At 42.5% G+C, this 20,002-nt stretch carries 20 protein-coding genes and 1 tRNA gene; 10 read left to right on the plus strand and 11 right to left on the minus strand.

The genetic code is table 11. The features are described from left to right. Positions 1-106 precede the first annotated feature (106 nt). On the plus strand, positions 107-409 hold the full coding sequence (locus HXT51_RS04080; RefSeq protein ID WP_032843165.1) for a HigA family addiction module antitoxin: 303 nt from the start codon (positions 107-109) through the stop codon (positions 407-409). Positions 410-593: 184 nt separating this feature from the next. Here the strand turns inward: HXT51_RS04080 and HXT51_RS04085 are convergent, their stop codons facing one another. Next, positions 594-1,586 carry a Fic family protein gene (locus HXT51_RS04085; protein WP_421776239.1) on the minus strand — a complete coding sequence of 331 codons (993 nt, stop codon included), beginning with the start codon at positions 1,584-1,586 and terminating at the stop codon, positions 594-596. 304 nt (positions 1,587-1,890) lie between these two features. Here HXT51_RS04085 and HXT51_RS04090 point away from each other — a divergent pair, with 304 nt between their 5' ends. Further along, positions 1,891-3,171, plus strand: a complete 1,281-nt coding sequence (locus HXT51_RS04090; protein WP_421776240.1) for an ATP-binding protein — start codon at positions 1,891-1,893, stop codon at positions 3,169-3,171. Between the two features lie 168 nt (positions 3,172-3,339). On the opposite strand, the gene HXT51_RS04095 is transcribed toward HXT51_RS04090, so the two are convergent. From HXT51_RS04095 to HXT51_RS04135, 9 genes are all read right to left on the minus strand, one after another. Next, on the minus strand, positions 3,340-3,654 hold the full coding sequence (locus HXT51_RS04095; protein ID WP_103084451.1) for a F0F1 ATP synthase subunit epsilon: 315 nt from the start codon (positions 3,652-3,654) through the stop codon (positions 3,340-3,342). Positions 3,655-3,656: 2 nt separating this feature from the next. Continuing rightward, on the minus strand, positions 3,657-5,144 hold the full coding sequence (gene atpD / locus HXT51_RS04100) for a F0F1 ATP synthase subunit beta (RefSeq protein WP_421776241.1): 1,488 nt from the start codon (positions 5,142-5,144) through the stop codon (positions 3,657-3,659). 5 nt (positions 5,145-5,149) lie between these two features. Beyond that, the gene (locus HXT51_RS04105; protein WP_421776242.1) at positions 5,150-6,154 is read right to left on the minus strand and encodes a F0F1 ATP synthase subunit gamma; all 1,005 of its coding nucleotides are present in this window, start codon (positions 6,152-6,154) and stop codon (positions 5,150-5,152) included. A gap of 3 nt (positions 6,155-6,157) precedes the next feature. Then, positions 6,158-7,831 (minus strand): F0F1 ATP synthase subunit alpha, encoded by a 1,674-nt coding sequence (atpA, locus tag HXT51_RS04110; RefSeq protein WP_103084448.1) that lies wholly within the window; start codon positions 7,829-7,831, stop codon positions 6,158-6,160. Positions 7,832-7,936: 105 nt separating this feature from the next. Beyond that, positions 7,937-8,518 (minus strand): F0F1 ATP synthase subunit delta, encoded by a 582-nt coding sequence (locus tag HXT51_RS04115; protein WP_103084447.1) that lies wholly within the window; start codon positions 8,516-8,518, stop codon positions 7,937-7,939. 10 nt (positions 8,519-8,528) lie between these two features. After that, positions 8,529-9,071 (minus strand): F0F1 ATP synthase subunit B, encoded by a 543-nt coding sequence (locus HXT51_RS04120; RefSeq protein ID WP_103084446.1) that lies wholly within the window; start codon positions 9,069-9,071, stop codon positions 8,529-8,531. A gap of 57 nt (positions 9,072-9,128) precedes the next feature. Further along, the gene (locus HXT51_RS04125) at positions 9,129-9,368 is read right to left on the minus strand and encodes an ATP synthase F0 subunit C (protein ID WP_075523893.1); all 240 of its coding nucleotides are present in this window, start codon (positions 9,366-9,368) and stop codon (positions 9,129-9,131) included. 115 nt (positions 9,369-9,483) lie between these two features. After that, complete coding sequence (gene atpB, locus HXT51_RS04130) at positions 9,484-10,326, minus strand: F0F1 ATP synthase subunit A (RefSeq protein ID WP_415692373.1); 843 nt, start codon at positions 10,324-10,326, stop codon at positions 9,484-9,486. 286 nt (positions 10,327-10,612) lie between these two features. Further along, positions 10,613-11,644, minus strand: a complete 1,032-nt coding sequence (locus HXT51_RS04135) for a homoserine O-succinyltransferase (RefSeq protein ID WP_415692374.1) — start codon at positions 11,642-11,644, stop codon at positions 10,613-10,615. Between the two features lie 118 nt (positions 11,645-11,762). On the opposite strand from HXT51_RS04135, the gene HXT51_RS04140 reads away from it, so the two are divergent. Then, positions 11,763-11,836, plus strand: a tRNA-Met gene (locus tag HXT51_RS04140). Here the strand turns inward: HXT51_RS04140 and HXT51_RS04145 are convergent. After that, on the minus strand, positions 11,796-12,047 hold the full coding sequence (locus HXT51_RS04145) for a helix-turn-helix domain-containing protein (protein ID WP_116285258.1): 252 nt from the start codon (positions 12,045-12,047) through the stop codon (positions 11,796-11,798). The genes HXT51_RS04140 and HXT51_RS04145 overlap by 41 nt on opposite strands. A 160-nt stretch (positions 12,048-12,207) precedes the next feature. On the opposite strand from HXT51_RS04145, the gene HXT51_RS04150 reads away from it, so the two are divergent. From HXT51_RS04150 to HXT51_RS04180, 7 genes are all read left to right on the plus strand, one after another. After that, on the plus strand, positions 12,208-13,041 hold the full coding sequence (locus HXT51_RS04150; protein ID WP_421776243.1) for a tyrosine-type recombinase/integrase: 834 nt from the start codon (positions 12,208-12,210) through the stop codon (positions 13,039-13,041). Positions 13,042-13,239: 198 nt separating this feature from the next. Next, positions 13,240-14,298: a hypothetical protein gene (locus HXT51_RS04155; RefSeq protein ID WP_004109958.1), complete on the plus strand. Its 1,059-nt coding sequence runs from the start codon at positions 13,240-13,242 to the stop codon at positions 14,296-14,298. Between the two features lie 185 nt (positions 14,299-14,483). Next, positions 14,484-15,443: a hypothetical protein gene (locus HXT51_RS04160; protein ID WP_258004202.1), complete on the plus strand. Its 960-nt coding sequence runs from the start codon at positions 14,484-14,486 to the stop codon at positions 15,441-15,443. Continuing rightward, positions 15,440-16,912, plus strand: coding sequence for an LPXTG cell wall anchor domain-containing protein (locus tag HXT51_RS04165; RefSeq protein WP_421776244.1), 1,473 nt, complete (start codon positions 15,440-15,442; stop codon positions 16,910-16,912). The genes HXT51_RS04160 and HXT51_RS04165 overlap by 4 nt, the downstream gene beginning before the upstream one ends. A 145-nt stretch (positions 16,913-17,057) precedes the next feature. Beyond that, positions 17,058-17,387: a hypothetical protein gene (locus tag HXT51_RS04170; RefSeq protein WP_009993955.1), complete on the plus strand. Its 330-nt coding sequence runs from the start codon at positions 17,058-17,060 to the stop codon at positions 17,385-17,387. 390 nt (positions 17,388-17,777) lie between these two features. After that, complete coding sequence (locus HXT51_RS04175; RefSeq protein WP_250310186.1) at positions 17,778-18,227, plus strand: hypothetical protein; 450 nt, start codon at positions 17,778-17,780, stop codon at positions 18,225-18,227. After that, complete coding sequence (locus tag HXT51_RS04180; RefSeq protein ID WP_009993952.1) at positions 18,211-19,503, plus strand: MFS transporter; 1,293 nt, start codon at positions 18,211-18,213, stop codon at positions 19,501-19,503. The genes HXT51_RS04175 and HXT51_RS04180 overlap by 17 nt, the downstream gene beginning before the upstream one ends. Positions 19,504-20,002: the final 499 nt, after the last annotated feature.

Here is a 20,002-nt window from a genome sequence, read left to right on the forward strand (position 1 = left end):
ATTTGATGAATCCATGCAAGATTAACAAGCTCAACAACATCACGTGTCCACTATTCAAGCAACACTAACGCTTGACGTTAGTAACGCAATGCATTACCATAGTTTTATGGAAACCAGAGAAAAGGAACTTAACAAGCACTTGAGCACTCCAGGTGAAATTTTGCGCGAAGAATTTATGGAACCGCTTAAAATCAGCTCATACAAACTTGCACACACTATTGGCACATCCCAAACAGCCATCGGAGAAATTTTAAACGGAAAACGCGCAATCAGCGTAGCAATGGCATACAAGCTATCTAAAGCTTTTAGAACAACCCCAGATTTTTGGCTCAACCTTCAACGCGACTACGACATTCTGCGATTTGATGAATCCAGCATCGGCAACATCACGCCACTCGTTTCAGCGTAATATGTTTTGCAGCACTTCGCAAACCACACAAATCCCACTTCGCAAGGTTGAAAATTTTGGGTAAGCAAAAAATCGGGCGACGCATAAATGCATCGCCCGCAAAACTTTCGTTTTCAAATCGTATAAGACATGCTACCATGCCGCACATATGCTACGCAATACAGTCTATTTACAAAAGCTTGCGTCACAACCCAAAAAGCTTCAACAACGCACGGAACGTATCTTGACCGTCATAGCAAGTTTCAACTAGGAATCCGCGCTCATTGCCGTATTCTTTGAGACCGCGATAATAGTAGTATTTCTTTCGATCCTCAATAATAAACGGCACGATATTATGCTTTAAGCATTCCTTAAAAGCAATCAAACGCCCAACTCTGCCATTTCCATCCTGAAATGGATGTATCCGCTCAAACCTGTAATGAAAATCAACTATATCTTCTAGCTGTAAATCAGTTTTAGCAAGATATTCTGCCAACAACTTGCTAATCTCACCATGCACTTTTTGCGGCTCGCAAGTTTGCACACCGCCTACAACATTCGCACGCAACTTGTAGTCACCCACACGAAACCAAGGCAGAAGCTCGTCGCTTGTTCCGCGTTTTAGCAGCAAATGTAAATGCTTAATAATTTCTTCACTAAGAGGCTCTTCAGCAACGTCAATGCAGTAATCAATCGCGCGAAAATGATTCACTGTTTCAACTATGTCGTCAACTTTAATACTTGTGTTCTCTGCTGCACCAACGCTTGAATCCGCGCTAGCTCCTACGCCATCCACTTTTTCTTCGTAACCAATAGTATTAGTTTCAAAAATTCGCCTAGTTTGATCTTCACTTAGCTGACTACCTTCAATATGATTCGAGTTATACGTCATGCGAATTTGAAGCTCATGATAAATTCCACCCGGTATACGATGCTCCTTCTCTTCTCTAAGTCTTTGCAAAATAGGGTTACTTGAAATTACACGATACAATTCGCTAGGCTTGCATTGTAAATAGTTGCTGATTTTCGCAATTACTGAATTTGATAGTTTTTCGCCTTTTGAGATTTTTGCAATCGTACGAGAAGAAATATGCAACTCGGCTGCTAACTGCGATTTTTTAACGCCTTTTTCTCGCAGCCTGTTGTTAAATCCCGTGTAATCATACATTTTTAACGCTTCTCTTTCTTCCGCTTGCATAGTTTTAATTGAGATAAATCATGACGAATCTAAATACTCACGCACTAAAATCTTTACTTATTTTCCCATAATCAACATCAAAAGTAAAGATAATCACAATTTGTCACACACAAAAGTAAAGATTCGCAAAACTATAAGCAAAAAGATTCCACACTTTCAAAAGTGAAAAAATATTACAGTTTTGAAAGTGAAAATGATATAATACTTTCAAAAGTAAAATAAAATTAAAGTTTTGAAAGTAGAAATACGTGTTTGCTTTCAAAAGTGAAAAATACTACAATCCTGGAGACGAAAGGCGATTGCAATGAAACTCATTGAGAGAACAGATTATCTAAATCACCTAAAGCGACTTAAAGGCACGCCAGATATAAAAATCATTACTGGTATTCGGCGCAGTGGAAAATCGGAGTTGTTGCGCGCTTACCGCACCTATTTAGAAAACACTTATGGCAATCAGAGTAGCAAACTTTACGCATCAGCCAAACACGCACAGCAGCCAAACGAACTACAACAAGCTAACACAAACAACCAAGAACTTAACATAATCAGCATCGACTTTAATAACCTAAATTATGAAAATCTAAAAAATTACAAAAGCCTTTTTGCATACGTTGAAAGCCGTTACGTGCCCGAAGCGTACAACGTTCTTATGATTGACGAAGTGCAATTATGCCCAAAATTTGAGCTTGCGATTAACAGCCTTCACAATAGCAATAAATACGATATTTATTTAACTGGATCCAACGCATTCTTACTTAGCTCGGACCTTGCAACACTGTTCAGTGGAAGATTCATTGAAATACCAGTATTCCCGTTTAGTTTTGCAGAATATTGCGAATACTTTGAAATCACAAGCAACTTTAACGATGCTCTGCAAAAGTATTTACAACAGGGCGGGCTTGCAGGATCATACGTTTACGCAAATCAAGACGATGCGGAAGTGTACATAAAAAACGTGTATACAACTCTTGTTAAACGCGATTTAGTAGACAAATACGCAATATCGGAAGTATCACTTCTTGACTCAATATGCGAATTTTTAATGGACAATATTGCGAATCTCACAACCGCAAACAATGTAAGCTCAATACTTAAGCAGAATCAGATTGAAACAACGCACGTAACAGTTGGGAATTATCTAAAATATTTATGCAATGCATTCATGTTTTATAAAGTAAAACGTTACGATATTCGCGGCAAAAAATACTTAGAAACAAACGAAAAATACTACTTGGCAGACACTGCACTTCGCTACGCAATTCTGGGAACTCGCAACATGGATTACGGAAGAGCATACGAAAATATTGTTGCACTTGAGCTTATGCGAAGAGGATACTCAATTTATGTTGGCAAACTTTACCAAAAAGAAGTAGATTTTGTGGCAGTAAAAGCGAGTGAGAAGCTTTATATTCAAGTTTCAGACAATATTAACGACGATTCCACGTTGAAGCGCGAACTTTCGCCACTAAAAGCGATAAAAGATTCTTATCCTAAAATCCTGCTCGCAAATACTAGACACTATTCTTACGACATTGAAGGAATCCGCGTAATAGACATAGCTCAATGGCTGCTTAACGCAGACTGAGCAAACAACAGCATGCAATATAAAAGGGCCTTCACGCGCGAACGCAAACAAGCGAGCACTAAAAAGCAAAAGGCAGGAGCTTGAGAATATCCAACCTGAGAATACCCAGATTGAGAATACCCAAACTCCTGCCTTTTCAGTAGCTTACTTTATTTATACGTAAGCTTCTTAAATCACCTTAGCGTTAGGCAAAACGTTGCCGTCTTTATCAACGTTGCAACTGTGTTCAACAGCAATCGTTATGTGATCAGAGTCAACAGAGAAGAAGCCGTCAGTCACGTTAAAAACATGATGCTCGCCTTCTGCATCATCGACTTTCACTAAACCGTGATCAATTAACGCAAGCACAGCCTCATGCCCAGGAAGTATACCCATTGAGCCATTCACTGAAGGAATAACCACAAACTTAGCTTCACCTTCCCACACAGGATGCCTGGCTGCCACCACACTAATGTGCAGCGTTTTTACTTGCTTATCTACCATAATCACGCACCAAACTCTTGCTGCATATCGTGCCAACGACGCTCAAGATCATCGATGCCACCAATACCAGAGAACGCCTGCTCAGGAATCTCATCGTAAACACCATCGCAAATGCGCGTAAATGCTTCGATTGTTTCGTCTGCTGGCACATAAGAACCTGGACGACCAGTGAACTTTTCAGCCACGTAGAAGTTCTGACCAAGGAACTGCTCAATCTTACGAGCACGGCTCACAGTAGTCTTATCTTCCTCACCAAGCTCATCAATACCAATCAAAGCGATGATATCCTGAAGCTCCTTATTACGCTGCAAAATAGCCTTCACGCGGTTTGCGCAATCGTAATGAGCCTGTCCAACATAACGCGGATCAAGAATTCGCGAAGTAGAAGCCAAAGGATCAACAGCCGGGTAAATACCCTTAGCAGCAATATCACGCGAAAGCTCGGTAGTTGCATCCAAGTGCGTAAATGTTGTTGCAGGAGCAGGGTCAGTGTAATCATCTGCAGGCACATAAATAGCCTGAAGCGAAGTAATGGAATGGCCGCGAGTAGAAGTAATACGCTCTTGCAACGCACCCATTTCATCAGCCAAGTTTGGCTGATAACCCACTGCAGAAGGCATACGACCAAGCAAAGTGGAAACCTCAGAACCAGCCTGAGTGAAGCGGAATATGTTATCAATAAACAGCAACACATCCTGATTCTGCACATCGCGGAAGTACTCAGCCATAGTCAAAGCAGTAAGAGGCACGCGAAGACGAGTCCCAGGAGGCTCATCCATCTGACCGAAGACAAGCGCTGTTTTCTCCAAAACGCCAGCCTCAGCCATTTCGCCAATCAAATCGTTACCTTCACGAGTACGTTCGCCAACGCCAGCAAACACAGACACACCACCGTGATTCTGTGCAACGCGCTGAATCATTTCCTGAATCAACACGGTTTTACCAACGCCTGCACCGCCGAACAGACCGATCTTTCCACCCTGAACGTAAGGTGTAAGCAAATCGATAACCTTAATACCTGTTTCAAACATCTGAGTCTTAGACTCAAGCTGATCGAAAGCAGGTGGATTGCGGTGAATTGGCCAACGCTCGGTCACCTCAATATTTTCGCCAGGCTTAGCATTCAAAATGTTGCCAGTAACGTCAAAAACGTGACCTTTAGTAACATCTCCAACCGGCACAGAAATTGGACCACCAGTGTCACGAACCAAAGCTCCACGAACCAAACCATACGTAGGCTTTAAAGCTACTGCACGTACAGTGGAATCACCAAGGTGCTGCTCAACTTCCAAAGTAATCTCATGAACGGTATCTCCCTCCGTATTTCCAACGGTGGCGATATCAACCTTGAGAGCATTATAAATATCTGGCAGATAGCCGACTGGGAATTCAACGTCAATAACGGAACCTTGTACACGCGTTACGCGACCGGCCGTTGGGTCGACTTCCTTTTTAGCCTCTGGAGGTGCTGTGGTCTGATCTTCAGCCATTGCTCCTAATCCTTCTCATTATTCAGCGCATCTGCGCTGCCGATAATCTCGGTAAGTTCCTGCGTAATAGAAGCCTGACGAGAAGCATTAAGTTTCCTCGTCAAATCTTCCACTAAATTACGTGCGTTATCTGTAGCCGTATGCATAGCATTCTGGCGACTTGCAGTTTCTGAAGCAGCAGAAGTCAAAAGACACTCATGAATACGCGATTGAATATACTTTGGCAAAACAGCGTCCAAAACTTCATCTGAGCTAGGCTCAAAGCAATATTCAACTGCATCAGGATTACTACGACTTACTGCTTCTACGCGAGCATTCACTGCACCAGTAGAAGAAAGAGATGCAGATGGACCTGAAGCTGCCTCGTAATCAGGACGGTGCATAGAAAACTCTTCGCCATCCTTTAACGGAACCAATTCCACTGGAAGCATACGCAAAGTGCGCACCTTCTGTCTCACCATATTGATGAACTCAGTGAAAACGATATACAGTTCAGAAACACCGCCCTCATCTTCTGGCTTCATATAAGCATCCATCAAGGTATCAGAAATTTTTTCTGCAATAGTCACGTCAGGGTGATCCGTAGAGCCTTCCCAAGTACCAGCAACATCTCTATTGCGATACTTGTAATAAGTTGCTCCACGGCGACCATAAACGTAAAGCTCAGCATGCTTACCTTCAGAATCTAGCTTGGATAACAATGCTTCCGTCTCGCGAATAATCGAAGACGTAAAAGCACCAGCCATGCCACGATCAGAAGTTAAAGCAAGCACCGCTACACGATTACCTGGATGTTCCTTACCAAAGATAGGATGCTTAATATTTTCCTCATGATGAGCCACCAGAGCCTGCACGGCATCGAAAATCGCATCACTATAAGGCTTCGCATTTAAAGCGATATCGCGAGATTTAGCGATATGCGATGATGCAATCATTTCCTGAGCTTTGAAAATCTTACCCAAAGACTGAGTGGAAATAATTCTCGATTTCAATGCAAGTTGGGAGGACATAAGTTACTTCTCCCCAGACTTTTTGGTATCAGACTTATGCTGCTCAGACTTCTTAGCTACGAGCTGTTCCTTTTCCACTGGAGCAGGATTTTCAGCAGGTGGCAACGAATCCTTTACAATCAAAGGCTTACCTGCAGAAGTCTTAAATGTTCTGCGGAAGTCATCAATAGCAGCATCAAGCTTGGCTTCAGTTTCCTTAGTAAAATCTTCTGTGTCATGAATTACTTGCAAAATATCGGTTCCCTTATCAAGGTAATCCAATAATTCGCTTTCAAAACGCAAAACATCTTTTACAGGAATATCATCAAGCTTTCCGTGTGTACCAGCCCATACAGAAACAACTTCTTGTTCCATAGAGCGAGGAGAGAATTGCTTCTGCTTAAGTAATTCAGTCAAACGAGCACCGCGAGTAAGCTGTGCCTTTGAAGCTGCATCCAAATCTGAAGCGAACATTGCGAAGGATTCCAAAGACTTATAGCGAGCCAAGGAAATCTTCAACATGCCGGAAACCTTCTTCAAGGCCTTAGCCTGAGCAGCTCCACCAACACGAGACACGGAAATACCGACGTCAACTGCTGGACGCTGACCTGCGTTAAACAAATCAGACTGCAAGAAGATCTGACCATCAGTGATAGAAATCACGTTGGTTGGAATGTAAGCAGAAACGTCATTTGCCTTAGTTTCGATAATTGGCAAGCCGGTCATGGAACCGCCACCCAAATCGTCGGAAAGCTTTGCGCAACGTTCTAGCAGACGAGAATGCAAGTAGAACACATCACCAGGGTAAGCTTCACGCCCAGGTGGACGACGCAAAAGCAAGGAAATTGAACGGTATGCTTCTGCTTGCTTCGACAAATCATCGAAAACAATCAAAACATGTTTACCGTTGTACATCCAATGCTGGCCGATTGCAGAACCGGTGTAAGGCGCAATATACTTAAAACCTGCAGAATCAGAAGCTGGGCTAGCCACGATCGTCGTGTACTTCATAGCTCCTGCTTCTTCAAGGCTTTGACGCACAGCAGCAATAGTCGAACCTTTTTGACCGATTGCTACATAAATGCATCGAACCTGCTTCTTTGGATCTCCAGTTTCCCAATTAGCGCGCTGATTGATAATAGTATCAATAGCAATTGCAGTCTTACCAGTCTGACGATCACCAATAATAAGCTGACGCTGACCACGTCCGATTGGTGTCATTGCGTCAATAGCCTTTAAACCAGTGGAAAGTGGTTCATCAACAGGATGACGGTGAATAACGTCTGGTGCCTGAGCCTCAAGAATACGACGCTCTTTGCACTCAATAGCACCTAATCCATCAATAGGCTTACCCAGAGGATCAACGGTACGACCAAGGTAGGCATCACCCACTGGCACGGACAACACCTCACCGGTGCGATACACTTCCTGCCCTTCCTCAATACCTGTGAAATCGCCTAGAATAACAACGCCGATTTCATGAGCATCAAGGTTAAACGCAAGACCCAAGGTATCGTTCTCAAAAGTAAGCAACTCGTTTGCCATGCAGCCAGTTAAACCAGCCACGTGAGCAATGCCATCGCCTGCCGTAACAACATATCCAACTTCTTGAGTTGGCATATCTGTCGGCTTATACGATTCAACGAAACCGTCGAGTGCCTTGCGTATCAGGGCGGGATCAATAGATAGTTCCGCCATAATTCTCCTTATGTACATTATGTACGTTCTTAGAATTAATTAGTTCTAAGATTCAGCTTTTATAAACAATAACGCGAATATTACAAGAAAACTTTTTTATAAGCGTTATTTAATCGCCTGAGTCCATGCACCATTACGAGCTGAACGCTGTAATTGCTTCAACTGCATGAGCATCGTTCGATCAGTTACTTTGTCTCCTATGCAAATACGCATACCGCCGAGCACATTGGGATCAACAATTGGGTTTATATAAGCGCGATGCCCCAATTTCTTAGTGTAAATCTCAATTAACCTCTTGATTTGCTTATCTGTAAGCGGCTGAGCTGTTGTAACGGTAACAAGAGTTTCTCCAGCTTCGCGTTCGAAACCAGACCATGCTCCACCAAAGCTACCTTTCTTACCAGTATCTTCTCCGCCATGCCATGAACCAACTAGGTAATGCAGTATACGCAACACAACTGGATGTGCTTTATCACTCATAAGTTCGTCAATAAGACGAGACTTATCATCCGAAGATCTATTCGGATCGGTGATTGCGTCAGAAAGCTCAGGATACTGATCAAGAGTTTCAACTATAGATGACAACTCATCGGCAATACGTTGCGCTTCATCATGCGCATCCGTAATGGCCTGCACAAGCGAAGTACGAGATAGGTTCTCACTAACTCGCGATGCCTTTGCCTGCATCTTTTACCTCCTACTCCTCGTGATCTGAATTTTCTGAATTCTCGACATCATCAATAACATGGTCAAGAATCTGAGCGCTCACTTTTTCATCATCCAATTTTGATGCAAGAATCTTACCAGCCAAGGCAGCGGCCAATACTGAAACCTCGCCCTGAAGGCTATTCATAGCATGCTTATGTTGAGCTTCAATAGAACTTTGTGCTTCGCTAATAATCTTTGCAGCATCGTGTTCAGCACGCTGACGAGCTTCATCAATAATTTTTGAAGCTTGCGCACGAGCCTGCTCACGAGTCTTTGCAGCATCAGCTTGAGCTTGAGCTACTTGAGATTCAATCCTCTCTTTAAGCTCATCCGCCTCACGCTGCGTTTCAGCAGCTTTAGCAATTCCGCCTTCAATCTTCTCAGCGCGTTCGTCGAAAATCGCTTGGAACTTCGGCATAACAAACTTGTAGAAGAATACGGCCAGAATCACCAAGATAATTAGAGACCAAACAAGGTCGTAAGCTTCAGGCAAGAACAATGCCAATTTACTATCTCCGGCTGCAAAAGCCATGGCTTGTCCTTTCTTTATTGTTTATTACACTTTTGTGTTTGCACATAAAAGTCTTAATCAGGCGTTCATACCCATGATGTATGAAACGAAGCCGAGCAAGCCCAAAACTTCGATAAATGCCAAACCAACAAACATGAACAGCTGTACACGGTTACCAACAGCTGGCTGGCGAGCAGTGGACTCCATAGCCTTGGATACCACGAAGGACATGCCAAGAGCAGGAGCGATGGTTGCAATAGCAAAACCAAGAATGCTGAGGTTACCAGTCAAACCTGCGAGAGCAACTATAGTATTCATTTTTTTGATCCTTTCTTTATAAACTGCTTCAAGTTATTGCAACTTTTATCAGTTCAAAATATTAATTTTTATCAAACCTAATCATTAAACGCGTAACGCTACTTTGTAAACAAATCTACGCAGCTTCGACCGCGCTCTTTTCTTCCTCTTCTGGATAGCTTTCAGAAACATAAACGGATGCAAGCACTGTGAAGATAAATGCCTGTAATCCTGCAACCAGAATTTCAAAAACAGTGAATAAGATTCCGCCTAATAGCCACAGAACGCCACCTAAAGCAAGAAGCTTATTACTTGAATCAACTACGTAAAAATTAGTGAAAACTAAGCATGTAGCAACAAGTAAATGCCCTGCTACCATATTCGCAAACAAACGTATTGTAAGAGAAAGTGGTCGCACAATTATAAGCTCTATTAATTGCAACGGCGAAAGAATGAAGTAAATAGGCCAAGGAACTCCAGCTGGGAATAACGCTTCACGGAAGAATCTTAGGAATCCTTTTTCTCGTATGCCTACATAAAGATACTGGCACACAACCCACAAAGCGAAAACCAAAGGAGCGGCAATAGATGCTGTTGCAGCAATATTAAAACCTGGAATAACAGAGCATAAGTTGAAGAAGAAGATTGTTAAGAATAACGTTGACATCATAGGAATGTAACGCTTACCACGCTCTTCACCAATCATCTCATACACAATGTTATAGCGCACGAAATCCATTAAGGTTTCAATCAAGCTCTGCCAACGAGACGGAACTAACTTCGCGCGAATAGCACTAATGCCGAATACAAGCATAACAATAATCGTCATTAATACTCGAACTAATATAATGCGATTCATTGCAAACGGAGTACCAGGGAACAAAATCTCTGGAGGCAAAAAATCATTAATGCTAGGCAATTCCGGCTTACTCGCCGCTAATGCAACAGCATTAGTAAAGCCTCCAATGACTCCAATCATTGACGCCTCCTAGTTTGACACACCTTGAATAAAACGAGCTGCATTTTTCACGAATCCGTCTTTGTAGATTGCATACACAACTCGAAAATACGGCTCTCGAATTCCGATTCTACTCGTGGATTGTACATAACTTATACCTCCTGCATTTTATCACATTTCAACACTAGACTCTTTATTTATTTTTCAATGAAATTTAATAAAATACGTAATTTTTTAAGATATAATCATTAATTTTCGTAAAAATACCACTATCGTTCTAAAAATTGTTCATCAGGAAATGTTCGTTTTAGTACTTCAAACCGTACCCCACCTCGGTAAATATCGAATAGGAATCTAAACGAGGACTAGCAGGAGCATGCCGTATGGATCTGTCAGTACCGAGCTTTCCAGCAGAACGCAATTTAGGTATGTCATTAAGATCGTACGGGGTGGTTTCATAAACCCAATTAAGCCAATTTCTCCACAATAAGTTTGCATGCGCTCTCCAGGAAAAAACAGGCTCTAAACAATAATCGTCATTCGGGAAATAATTCTTCGGCAGATGAACATTACTTAATCCTTTATTCATATCCCTTTTATATTCATCCGCTAAAGTCATCTTGCCATATTCCCAATGCCCAAGAGCAAAAACCTCAGAGAAATCTCTAGTAGCAATTAACCCAGGTCCTGATTCAACACCAGATGTGAGAATCTGCAAATTATTATTTGCTTTAATATCATCTAAATCAACACTTGCTATACGCGAATGCGGCTGCAAAGAAATCTCATCAAATCCATTAGTCAAAAAGCAATATTCATCTTGTAGGAATTGTGGGAAAACGCCAAAAATTTTCTCATCTAATACATGCTTACGTACACCATATCGATGATACAAAGCTGCCATAGCACCCCAGCATAAATACATTGTTGAAAATACGTGGGTAGATGACCAATCAAGAATCTTCGTAAATTCTTGCCAATAATCAACTTCTTCAAATTCCATATGCTCAACAGGCGCGCCAGTGACAACAAATCCATCGTAGTAATTTTCTTTAAGAGATTCTAAATTTTCATAGAATTTCACTAAATGATCTGCACTAACATGCGTAGAAACATGCGTTGATGTTTTCATAAAATCAACGTCTACTTGCAATGGTGATTTTGAAATTAGACGAAGCAATTGAGTTTCTGTTTCAATTTTCTTCGGCATAAGATTCAGAATTAAAACACGCAGAGGTCTGACACGTTGACGCTCAGCTTCAGGACGCTCCAACGCAAAAATACGTTCTGAATCAAGTATGTCTCTGGCTGGTAAACCCTCAGGAATTTTAATAGGCATATGTTTATTATAAAACACATTTGTTTACATTTTTACAAATATTTTATAAAAAACACGCCAAAAACTTGACAAATCAAAATTTGCACCTATTGTAGATAGAGCTGTTTAAATCAGCCGACGCGGGGTGGAGCAGCTCGGTAGCTCGCTGGGCTCATAACCCAGAGGTCCATGGTTCAAATCCATGCCCCGCTACGAATAAGGTCGTAGGTTCTACTTTTAAGAATTCTGCGGCCTTTTCTATTTCCGGAACACGCCATGGAGTGGCTTCATTTAATCTCATATTGACCGACGGTCGTGTCATATCTAATACTTCCGCCAATTCATTTTGCGTACGTCTTTGACCCGCCAAAAGCATACGAATATTCATTGTCACAATCTGATTCAATGTCAAATCCATTATCATTCATCTTTCTTTCCTAAAACCAACTAGCCTTTTCATCCTATCGGTTAGTTACATATATAGTATATCACATATTATGTATTTGTAAAAAAAAACGGACTTGAAACCGTGTAACGAAACAATACGTAAAATCTTTTCTCTACGTATTCTAGTCCATGTTTTTATGTTAAAAATCAAAAGAAAACTACTCCCTAATAGTTGGGAAACATATGTTACACATTGGCTTGAATATCTTGAAGCAAGTGGATATACAGAAGATACGATTAGATGCCGCTACTACAAAATCAGTCGGCTTGCACGCCTACTTAATCAGCCACCAGAAGATATTACAGGACAACAACTTGTTGAGCTTTTTGCACACCAAGACTGGAAACGAGAAACGCGCAAAGGTTATTCTTCAACAATACGCTCGTTTTACTCATACATGATTGAAGAAGAAATTATTGATGTCAATCCAACAGTAAAGTTACCTAAAATTCGTAAAGAATACGCAATACCTCATCCATGTCCTGATTACATCATTCGTGGTGCTTTAGCCCGAGTTAGAGGTAACAAGGAGTATGAAGCCATGCTCAGGCTCGGGGCAGAATGTGGATTACGACGTAGTGAGATAGCACAAGTATCTTCATCCGATATTATGATGCTTAATACTCATCCCCAGCTTCTTGTACACGGTAAAGGACGCAAAGAACACACTGTCCCCATCGCGCCAGATCTCGCACAAATCATCGCCAACAAGCATGGATACATGTTTCCTGGCAGATGGACCGGTCACGTCGAAGCATCCTATATTGCGCATCACATCTCTCAGCTTCTTGGTAACGGATACTCCACACATAGTCTCAGACATCGATATGCCACTAAGGCATATGAAAGTACACACGACCTTCTCTTAGTATCTAAACTCCTTGGCCACGCTAGTGTAGAAACCACTCAAATATATATCAGTCTCACATTCCCTGATAGCAGTGCCATTACAGAAGCTGTTCGCCTCTAAAACAAGACAATATGAGGGGAGCACACGAGCATATTGACTTTATATCAAAAAGTTGCCAATCGTATTCTCACTACTATGTATAAAGCAAAAGTTATCGAGATTAGGAAAGAAAAATTAGAACGACACTAAGTATGTATATATCTTTCACCTGAATATTTACGTATAGTAAAAACATAGATAGAAAGACGAAGGATAATTATGGCTAATATGGATAAAAATCAGATTATTAAACAAGAAACCGAGATTACGAGACTAGATGCTATTTCTGGTCGCGGTGACCAGAAGCCAGGGAGCAAGAAGAAGCGTAAGCTTATCATCATTGCTACTGCGGTTGTTGTAGTTATAGCTTTGCTGGTTGCGAGTATGCTGGGTGTGAAGTCTTTAAGAGATTCCAAGACTCAAGCGTGCATCCAGGCAAACAGTGCGTACGCCAAAGCGTGGGCACAGTACGAGAAGACACGCCAGGATGCTGATGAAACTGCTAAGACTGTGACTAGTGTGGAGCAGGTTGCAAACGCTAAAACCTACACCACATTCACAGCCCAGCATGCTAAGAGTAAAAAGGTAAGTAAGGCGCAGTCTTTGAATTGTGCTATCTCCTACACTCAGGCTTTCAACGCGACCATGTCTAGTCTTGATAAGACTACAGCACAGCTTAATAAGACCACTAAGGCTCTGAAAAACTCAGTCGTTCAGGTCACAAAGTCGAAGAATGTGAAGGATCTTGAAAATGCTAAGAATATGGTGAAGGCGAAGCTTGATGAGATGAATAATCTGCTCTCCTCATCAGACGGTCAAGTGGCTGATAATGCTACTCGTGATAACCTGCAAAACCAGATAAACACGCTTACCGCAGCGTTGAATGATAAGAAAGCAACCGTCGAGTCTTTGACTAAGGCTCTTGAGCCAGTCCAAGGCGCAATCGACAGTGTAAACGCAAGTATACAAGCGAAGCAGCAGGCAGACGCTGCCGCAGCGGCTGCGGCGCAAGCAGCTCCGCAGGCTCGTTCCCAGTCTGCGGCTCGTACTAGCTCGGGAGCTCCTCGTTCAAGTACTCGTGGTGGGTCTTCTTATAGTGCGCCAGCACAGAATAAGAATTCGGGTGCGGTCGACTGGGATAAATACCTTGCTGACGGGAAAGCATATAATGAATTACATAGAACACCTAATCAATGTCGATATATCTATCGCTGTGGCACTGGATGGAATACCGATGGAACACCAGATGGTGACGGTGATGTAACTAATAGCAAATAGTTTCCATCTTTACTCATTTTCCCTTTACATAGTGGTTGGTTTTAGACGACTTCTAAAACCAACCATTTTTATCAATACCAAATTTTTATTGATATAAAATAAAATTTTTTCATTTTCTCATTACTGAATGTGAAACTTTTTGGTTTCGCATTTCATAATAAGCAATTTGAAAAAGGGAGACTTTTATGTCGCTTTTCGCTAAGCATAAAAGTATGAGAGACAAGATCCGACAAGGTTCACATCGCGCTCTTGCTGGTATCGTTGTCGCATCAACAATGTTGACAGGATCCGCATTTGCCGCTGGCGGTGCCGGATGGACAGGTGGAAACACTGGCGGATCTGGCACATATAAATCGAATACATTCTGGGTTACCGATGATAACCTAGGTTCCGCATCAGATAATGAAGCAGTGGTGCGCGCTATCCAATCAGAAGGTGTAGCCATCGGTAGCTCTGCTACCCGCGAAGCAGCAGCTAGAGCGCAAATTAACGCTGCATTATCCAAGGCTCGCGGTGATTGTGAAACAGAGTATACTGCGCGAGGTGGCACTGGTTCGGCAGACTGCCGCATCTGGGGTGTAGGCTTCACCGCAACAACAGCAGGACCAGGAATCACAAAACCGGAATATAACAATACTTCTAGCGCGCAAGCAACTGGCGCTCAATGGTTATCAGCATGGAACAACGAAACACAGAACGGTACCAGAAAATATAATCACGGCGGTAGCGAATACACAGTGTTTGATGATATTGATTCAGCTAATACACTCGCTTCATTCGCTGCTCAGGGTATGAGTACGCCAAATACTGATTTGATTGTTATCGTTCTTGCAAAAGACCAGCCTAAACTGTGGGACTTTACCCCTGATAAGTCCTGGGTAAAATACTCTAACGGCAAATGGGCAACCGTTATTGATGCGAAGCATACCAACACCACCGGTGCAGACACCCAAACCATCCTTGATGGTGACAAGCTCGGCTCTGTGGTTAACGGTAGCTTGGGCGAGAACCTGGGAGATAGCCTCGACACATTCACCCTGTCTGATGATTACACGGCTGCTGACTATTTGTGGGATCCAGATATGAGTGATGTGCATGTGTATGCTGCTCCAATCCCTGAGGCATCAACTACCGTCTCGGCATGATCGATGACTATGATGATGAGTACTTGCAGCTCAATGACAAGAATATCGAAATCCTAGACGCAGCCGGTAAGGACGTCACCAACAAGTTCAATATCCAGGTTAAGGATGGTGTCGTCTACGTGTTCGCTAAGACCGTAGACACGGAGTATCTCGGAGATATTCTTCCAGGGGATCCACAACCAACAGATTTAAAGGCCTACGCTGGCAAGGTATTTGATGTGACAAAGGATCCTGCAATCGACCAGTCTCTCCTTGGTCAGGATTACACCATCGTGCTTCCTATGACAGTCAAGCAGGTCAAGGACGGGTATGTAGTGAAGAACACTGCCACCCAGATTACAAACGATCGCAAGGATGTAACGAACACGGTAACTAACCCGTTAAAGGTTATTAACCCGAAGAAGGATGTGACTGTTAAGGTTAATGGCGAAAGTGCGAATGGTAAGAGTATTTATAAGGATCATCAGTTCTTGTATCGTCTCGATAGCTCCAAGATCGCTGGTAACCGTGCCTACAAGCAGATCAAGAATTGGCGCATCGTGGATGATTATGATGAAAAGTTTGACAAGCTAACCGGCCAGTGGGCAGTCTATGTCAACAACGACATTAAGCTCGCTGACGGCACTGTGATCTCCAAGGGTAGCCGTATCGACGGTAGCGGTGTTGATGCCGGATATTTCACTTTCACCGAGGCTAATGGTGCGTTTACTGTAGAGGCAACACAACAGTTCCTTGATATTGCATCTGCTATGGATAGTGACTTGTCCTGGACAGCGTACGTGCAAATGACCCGTTTGGGCGTAAGCGATCGCGTAGAAAACACGTTCGTGGAAACCATGAATGATGTTGAACGCGAATCCAATATGGTGTGGACCAAGACCCCAGACCAGACCCCTGCTATTAAACTCATCAAGTACGACGCAGCATCTGGTCTTGAAGCGGGAGACCGTAACACACCAAGCGAAGCCTTGAAGTCTACCAAGAACGGCACCAAGATTGTGTTCCGTATCATCAACACCGGTAAAGTCAACCTGACCAAGATCACGTTAGATGATAAGACTATCGCAGGCTCCGGTACGGTAACTAATCTGGAGTATCCAGCAAACTGGTCTAACCTGGTATTAAAGCCTGGCGAATACGTAGAAGTCAAGGGCACGTTGACTGGTATGAACACGATGAATCATACCGACCGTGGTCACACGACTGGTACACCTATCGTGCCATGCGCATCCCATAACGATCACCCATTCGACCCAAACGGTGGAGATAATGGTAATGGTGGTAATACGGGTGTGTGCTATGACACTCCAGTCGAAGATTCTGATGATTGGAACGGTGTTACTGCTGCACCATTGGCTCAGACTGGTAGCGCGGTCGTGTCTATCGCTATCGCTGCTCTTGCAGCCCTGGGCGCAGGAGCAAGCATCATGATCACTAAGCGTAACAAGGAAAATGCTCGTAAGCATTAACCCGTAAACACGCTTAGTATTAACTGGCGAGGGGTCGCACATGCACACGGGACTATCTCCGTGCAATGGTGTGGCCCCTCACTCTATATTTTCTTCTTCCTCTATTGATTTCTTATTAATCTTTCACACGTAACGGTTCATACTCATGAGTAGAAAAGACACAGCCTTTACCCCTAGTCAACGTGCTTATCTCAACAGTCTTCCAGCTATCAAACACGCGACAGCCACACGAATCTACTACACAAGCCAATTCCACAAAGACGCTGTCCAGCAATACGATAACGGTGTCAGACCGTCTGTTATTTTTGCACAGGCTGGAATGCCGTCCACCCTCATCGGGCGCAAAAGGATTGAACGCTGCATCAACAGGCGGGAAAACACCGACTACACACAGTCCGGCATGCCAGAACAAGTACACAAGCAAGTCAGCATATTCCTCGACCAGATGGCGAGCAGAGTTGAGGGTTTTGATTGAAGCCAAGCGTTACACCTTATCCACCAATTCCACAGAAAGAATCCTGACATACGAATAGCCGGACTCTGCCAAACAGTAGGGATATCAGAAAACACGTACTACGAGCTGAGACTGGTAAATAGTTAAGGTCTAATAATGTACTACTAATTTTTATATAAAATTATTCCACAATAAGAGACACACTTGGAAAGAATGCGAATCCTGTATTAGGATTATTTGTATCTTCATAGATGAAGATGCAAATAAGATACAGCATTGTTCTTATGAAAGGAGGCAAAGATGAACAAGAATAGCAAGCGCGGCGGAATCAACCCACGACCTCGACCATATCCTCATATGATTTAGGCATAATTTATCCGCACATATTCACACCAAAGGTTAATAATGAACATGACTTCGTACGAAGAAATGTTTGATGAGTATGTGAAATCAAGTGCAGCATATTGCGCTTCTCTATTTGAAGCCACTATCGTCAGTACAAACACAGCGAAAACATCCACCATCCATTCAATACAAGAATATTTCGAGACATGTAAAATATCGCTTATTAAAACAATTGATTTACTACGGACATTCCAAGAAATACATACGACTATCCCTGGAGAGCAAGTAGAAGTCGATTTCGCACAACAATACTTCTATATAAAGAAAACATTATCTTGCGTCGAGCAGATTATTCAACTCTTTAGCACAGTGCGTGATGACAAGAACCTACAGCAACAGATTTGGGATAACGACGACTTTACAACATACTTCACTACTAGTGCCGATAGCATCTCTCAAGCAATAATTTGGCAATGTAATTTCGCGAAACGAGCAAACCTTGACGAATCTATTTAAACCTTACCGCGGATATCTGCGTTTAGCAGCTAGTGATTTTCTTTCTAACTATGCAACTACACTAGCCTCAACTACTATTCAATTATGGCTATTGAACTCACTTTTTATCGGTTTTCAGCAGTCAAGCCATTATTTATCGCTTTACCTCACCCTCACTGCAATAAGTGAATTAGTAGCAGGCCTTTTCTCAGGAGCACTAGCTGAGCATGTAGGAATTTTCAGGACAACAGTTGCTGCATGCTTAGCAAGAATGATTGCGGGATTATGTATTATCGCAATTGTATCGGTATCCTTCTCAACCCCATCTGCTAACAAGTTGCTCCTATTTTGGTGTGTTTGTATACTTGTAATGGTTACGACAGCATGTGATACTTTCTATTTTCCTGCTATTACTTCCTTTGTTAATCGTGTAACAAAAAATGATGATCTTATTAATGTTCTTTCACTTCTTCGCTTTACAAGCCTCATGGGTACATTAGTAGGACCAGCAGTTGCAGGTTTTGCGAGTAGTAAATATTTATACATTCCAATTCTATTTACAGAAACTATCGCATTAGCAGGAATAATAATTTTTATTTATTTTATTTACAAGCATGCAGTTAGAACCGGAATTTATACTTCAGACGTCGCAGATGAAAATCCAGAATATTCTCAAGGCTTTTTGGCAACTTGGGCTAGGGGAATGGCAACATTTGTAAAAAACCAAACGTACAGGACTTTAGCTCCATTTGCAATACTCGAAGCTATCGCATCTACTGGCATAAGCTTTGCTGGAGTCCTCTTATTCTCAATGGTTCTACATAGTGCAGAAGGATATGGCTGGTATTTAAGCGCAATGTCACTTGGGTATGCCCTCAGCTATCTCATCGCGCCAAAAGTGTCCAGCAAAATGTCCTTCTCTATGCTACTCACTCTTTCACATATACTAGTGACTCTTTCTATAATAGGACTGGCATTAGCGCCTAACGCTATAGCAGCAGTCGTGTTTGGTTTCCTTTTTGCTTTCTTCCAAGGAGTAGTAAATCCACCATTCCAAACAGTATTTATTCATGCAGTAGATGATAATCTCGTTGGACAGGTAATGTCTGTATTCATCTCAGTTGTTGCCGCTATAGGAGCAGTAAGCTATCCGCTATGGGATTACGCTTATTCCCACATGACCATTCCATCTCTACATGCAGAGTCAGGAATAATTGTCATAGCTGCTCTTATCCACTTTATACTGGTGCTTATCTGCATATTCGATAAGCGATTGCGTTCAATTAAAGCAGAATAAGATGCAATAAATATTGTAAATACGAGCACAACTACAAGCTGCGCTGTGAAAGTTCACTACAGAAGTTTCACAGCGCAGCTTATTTTTAAATTAGAACGCTTTCAATTCAGACATCTAAGTTAACCGAGTGAACCATACTTTATCTGTCATAGAGTGTTCATTTGTGCCGTGAGCAAATAGCACCAACATCTATATCTAGGATATTTATAACTGATGTCCCGTCTGTAAATTCTTTTGACTAACATCATGAGAATTAAAAGAAATATCAGCACCATACCCGGATCCACTAAAAAGTCTGGGCGGCTATTGTCTCCACGAGTTTCACTCGTGGAGACTGTACTGTTGTGGCGCAGCAAGAATGCTGCCACCGGTCGCCGCCCCCACTTTCTCGTGTTGGTAGCCCAGAGGCTAGCACACCCAGTCCAAAGACCACACGCCAGCCTTGTCACGCCACCCAACAAGCTCACCCCTGCCAGCCCATTCCACAACATGTTCCACG

Origin of the sequence: Gardnerella sp. KA00255 (genome assembly GCF_049244095.1) — a bacterium.
In the GTDB taxonomy this organism is placed as follows: domain Bacteria; phylum Actinomycetota; class Actinomycetes; order Actinomycetales; family Bifidobacteriaceae; genus Bifidobacterium; species Bifidobacterium vaginale_F.

Coding starts and splice junctions, on each gene's coding strand:
- HXT51_RS04095 (WP_103084451.1), bottom strand. CDS start 3,654: ATGGTAGATAAGCAAGTAAAAACGCTGCACATTAGTGTGGTGGCAGCC.
- HXT51_RS04145 (WP_116285258.1), bottom strand. CDS start 12,047: ATGATAATGGATTTGACATTGAATCAGATTGTGACAATGAATATTCGT.
- HXT51_RS04085 (WP_421776239.1), bottom strand. CDS start 1,586: ATGCAAGCGGAAGAAAGAGAAGCGTTAAAAATGTATGATTACACGGGA.
- HXT51_RS04090 (WP_421776240.1), top strand. CDS start 1,891: ATGAAACTCATTGAGAGAACAGATTATCTAAATCACCTAAAGCGACTT.
- HXT51_RS04170 (WP_009993955.1), top strand. CDS start 17,058: ATGAGTAGAAAAGACACAGCCTTTACCCCTAGTCAACGTGCTTATCTC.
- atpB (WP_415692373.1), bottom strand. CDS start 10,326: ATGATTGGAGTCATTGGAGGCTTTACTAATGCTGTTGCATTAGCGGCG.
- atpA (WP_103084448.1), bottom strand. CDS start 7,831: ATGGCGGAACTATCTATTGATCCCGCCCTGATACGCAAGGCACTCGAC.
- atpD (WP_421776241.1), bottom strand. CDS start 5,144: ATGGCTGAAGATCAGACCACAGCACCTCCAGAGGCTAAAAAGGAAGTC.
- HXT51_RS04120 (WP_103084446.1), bottom strand. CDS start 9,071: ATGGCTTTTGCAGCCGGAGATAGTAAATTGGCATTGTTCTTGCCTGAA.
- HXT51_RS04165 (WP_421776244.1), top strand. CDS start 15,440: ATGATCGATGACTATGATGATGAGTACTTGCAGCTCAATGACAAGAAT.
- HXT51_RS04115 (WP_103084447.1), bottom strand. CDS start 8,518: ATGCAGGCAAAGGCATCGCGAGTTAGTGAGAACCTATCTCGTACTTCG.
- HXT51_RS04105 (WP_421776242.1), bottom strand. CDS start 6,154: ATGTCCTCCCAACTTGCATTGAAATCGAGAATTATTTCCACTCAGTCT.
- HXT51_RS04150 (WP_421776243.1), top strand. CDS start 12,208: ATGTTAAAAATCAAAAGAAAACTACTCCCTAATAGTTGGGAAACATAT.
- HXT51_RS04125 (WP_075523893.1), bottom strand. CDS start 9,368: ATGAATACTATAGTTGCTCTCGCAGGTTTGACTGGTAACCTCAGCATT.
- HXT51_RS04160 (WP_258004202.1), top strand. CDS start 14,484: ATGTCGCTTTTCGCTAAGCATAAAAGTATGAGAGACAAGATCCGACAA.
- HXT51_RS04135 (WP_415692374.1), bottom strand. CDS start 11,644: ATGCCTATTAAAATTCCTGAGGGTTTACCAGCCAGAGACATACTTGAT.
- HXT51_RS04175 (WP_250310186.1), top strand. CDS start 17,778: ATGACTTCGTACGAAGAAATGTTTGATGAGTATGTGAAATCAAGTGCA.
- HXT51_RS04155 (WP_004109958.1), top strand. CDS start 13,240: ATGGCTAATATGGATAAAAATCAGATTATTAAACAAGAAACCGAGATT.
- HXT51_RS04080 (WP_032843165.1), top strand. CDS start 107: ATGGAAACCAGAGAAAAGGAACTTAACAAGCACTTGAGCACTCCAGGT.